The sequence below is a fragment of the Arthrobacter sp. Y3221157 genome, assembly GCF_059089865.1.
Genome location: NZ_JBNHFD010000169.1, coordinates 1 through 2,975, shown reverse-complemented (window position 1 = coordinate 2,975; position 2,975 = coordinate 1). Strand labels below are relative to the sequence as shown.

4 protein-coding genes are annotated in these 2,975 nt (G+C 67.3%); all 4 read right to left on the bottom strand.

Translation table 11 applies throughout. The annotated features are described in order from the left end of the window. On the bottom strand, nucleotides 1-555 hold a 555-nt coding region (locus AC5RTT_RS20310), incomplete at its 3' end, for a shikimate dehydrogenase family protein (RefSeq protein WP_494146669.1). Beyond that, nucleotides 552-2,231, bottom strand: coding sequence for an endolytic transglycosylase MltG (gene mltG / locus AC5RTT_RS20305; protein WP_494146668.1), 1,680 nt, complete (start codon nucleotides 2,229-2,231; stop codon nucleotides 552-554). The genes AC5RTT_RS20310 and mltG, both read right to left, overlap by 4 nt. Next, nucleotides 2,228-2,827: a Holliday junction resolvase RuvX gene (gene ruvX, locus AC5RTT_RS20300; protein WP_494146667.1), complete on the bottom strand. Its 600-nt coding sequence runs from the start codon at nucleotides 2,825-2,827 to the stop codon at nucleotides 2,228-2,230. Before ruvX ends, mltG begins: the two co-directional genes overlap by 4 nt. A 7-nt stretch (nucleotides 2,828-2,834) precedes the next feature. Beyond that, nucleotides 2,835-2,966, bottom strand: a complete 132-nt coding sequence (locus AC5RTT_RS20295; RefSeq protein WP_494146670.1) for a DHHA1 domain-containing protein — start codon at nucleotides 2,964-2,966, stop codon at nucleotides 2,835-2,837. Between the last annotated feature and the right edge of the window lie 9 nt (nucleotides 2,967-2,975).

Here is a 2,975-nt window from a genome sequence, read left to right as displayed (position 1 = left end):
TGGGTGCGCCGCGCCCGCCAGGCGGCGGATGTCCAGGTCCACGCCCAGGCTTGCGGCGGCGGAGCGGACCTCCCCGGTCCTGGAGGTGTCACGGACGAAGAGCTGGACGTGGTCAGTCCCGAGTTCCTTCAACGCCGCGATGGCAGAGGCCGCTGTTCCCCCGCCGCCGAGGACGGCGGCGGCAGGAGCTGTCCCCGTCCCGGCGTGCCGCAGGGCGTTGACGATCCCGGCAACATCGGTGTTGGATCCCACCATTTTCCGGCCGGCGACGTGCTCCTCAAAGGACACCGTGTTGACCACGCCGAGCGTCCGGGCCACGCCGCGGACCTCGTCCACCTCGTTGAGCATGGCTGTCTTGAGCGGCATGGTGACCGACAGCCCACGCCAGCCCGGCTGGTCGCGGATCTGCCGCATCAGCGATGGCAGCAGCTCTTCCGTGACGTCGATGGCCGTGTAGCTGATCCCGATCCCCAGCCGGGTGTAGGCCGCGTGGTGCAGCGCCGGTGATTTCGAGTGGCTGATCGGGTGGCCGAGGACGGCAGCCCGCAGGCTCATGCGCAGCGGCCCACGTTGGCCATGCACCACGCGTTGTACTGCTCAACGAAGACGTTGTGCTCCGCCAGCGTGCGGGAGAACTTGGTCTCCTTGGTGTCCAGGTTGATGGTTACCCAGTACAGGTAGTCATTGGTCTTGGGCTTCGCTGCGGCGTCGATGGCGGTCTTGCCCGGCGAACCGATAGGCCCTGGGGGCAGTCCGGGGTTGGCGTAGGTGTTGTAGGGGTTGGACTTGTCCTGGCGCTGTTCGTCGGTGAAGTTGTAGCTCTTGGTGCCCAGGCCGTAGGTCACGGCGGAGTCCACCTGGAGGTAGCCGTTGGTCTGGTCGTTGGGCTTCAGCCGGTTGTAGATGGCACCGGCCACGTCGCCGTACTCGGCCTGGCCGCCCTCGGCCTGGACGATGCTGGCCACAATCACGGCTTCGTACTGTTTCGCCGGATCGGTGATTCCCTGGGACTTCAGTTCATCGACGGTGATTTTGACGAGCGCCTGGAGGATGTCCTTCGCCGGGGTGCCAAGGGGGAAACGGTGCTCTCCCGGCGCCAGGTAGCCTTCCAGGTTCTTGGCGTTGGCGGGGAGGCCGAACTGCGCGGGCTGGTTGCTGAGTGCCTGCAGATCCTGGATAGAGATCCCCGACCCCTCGGAGATTGCCTCCAGGGATTCGTTGATGCGCAGGCCCGCGCTCAGGGCGAAGTAAATGACCTTGGCCTTGTCCTGGCCGAGGAGGACGTCCACGGCGTCGCTGTTCTTCATTTCGGACCTGAAGGTGTAGTCACCGGGCGACAGGGTTCCCCCCGAGGACGCGAACGCCTGCAGGAAGGTATCTGCGTTGGCTACCACTCCCTTGTTTTCGAGGTCCGCAGCGACGGAGCGGGTGCCTTCGCCGTTCTCCACGGTTACCTGGACTTCTCCCGTTCCCGGGCCAGGGAAGTCGCTGGGCTTGCCGCTGCCGAGGAGCGGTTTGAGGAACTGTGCACCGACAGCCACGGCCGTAACGAAAACGGCAAGGGTGAGGAAGAGTGCCAGCAGCCTGCGCCGGCGCCGGACCTTCTTGGAGGGCCTTGCCACTACCTGCGCCGCCGTGGAGCCGGCCAGGAGTCCATGGTGGCCGCCGTCGTCGTGGTGCGCGTCGTGGTGATGCCCGGCGTCGTGGTGGATTCCGTGGTGGGCGTCATCGGGGTGGACCTCATGGTGGTAAGCCTCGTCGTGGTAGGCCTGCCCGTGGTCCAGGTCGTCCCGGTAGCCCAGCCCTTCCCGGTAGCTCTGCGCGGGAAGATGGACCTGGTTCAGGTGTTGGGTTGCGGGGGCGTGCTGCCGGCCCACCAGCGCGGGCTCCTCATGGACGGCGTGCACGCCGTCCTCGTGCTGAGCACCGTCATTGTGCTCTGCGGGACCGGCGTCCTGGATGGACGGGGGCATCACGGGAGGAGCCGGGACCGGCTCGTTAACCGGGGCAGGATCCGCCGCCCGCACCGGCGCGGCTGGCGCAGGAACCGCGGGCGGCCCGGCGGGTGGTGGCGGAACGTCATGCCCGGTCTCATAAGCCTGCTCGGGAACAGTGCCCTGGCCGCCGGTGTTGAGGCTCTTTTCCCGCGCCCGGATTTCCTTGCGCGTCAGGGGCCTCCCCGTCCCGCCGTCAAGCGGGCCGGAAGCGTCGTCAATGTTGGCAGGGCTCACTGTTGCCTTCCATTATCTGAAAATCGGGCCGTGTCCTCCGGAGTGCCGGGGACGGACTCGTCCACCCCGCCGGCACCCTGGTCCACGGACAGGGATGGCGCTGTCACGCGTGAGCCGACATCCGCTCCCCTGGCTTTCTGCATGTCGATGGCGTGCTGGAGAATCCCTGCCGCCGCGACCTGATCCACTACTTTACGGTGATTCCTGCTGCTCATGCCAGCTTCGTGCAGGTTGCGGTGGGCCGTCACGCTGCTGAGCCGCTCATCCACGAGGTTGACCGGCACCTCCAGGTTGCGGGCTGCCAGCTCGGCAACCAGCAGTTCCGCGTAGTCGCCGGCCATCCGTGCGGACGAGTGTTCCTCGCCTTTCATGGTCCTGGGCAGCCCGACGATGACCTGGACCGCACCGAGTTCCTCAACCAGCCTGGCGATGAGCTTGACGTCGGAGTTCTTTTTCGGGTTCCGGTCCAGCGTCTTGTAGGGCGTGGCGAGGATCGAGTCGCGGTCGCAGATGGCCACCCCGACCCGGACGGTGCCGACGTCCACCCCCAGTTTCACGCCCTGGGGGTAGCCGCCGGCAGCTGCAGGATTGGTCATGGCAGCGTTAGCGCCGTTCGATGGCGTCGACGACGGCCGCCAGGGCCGCACCCACCTTGCCGGCGTCCGTTCCGCCGCCCTGGGCGACGTCGTCCTTGCCGCCGCCGCCACCGCCAAGGATCCCGGCAGCGAGGCGCACCAGGGCACC

What these genes read in the sequence shown, in the direction of transcription:
- ruvX (WP_494146667.1), bottom strand. Translation starts at nt 2,827, where the DNA reads ATGACCAATCCTGCAGCTGCCGGCGGCTACCCCCAGGGCGTGAAACTG.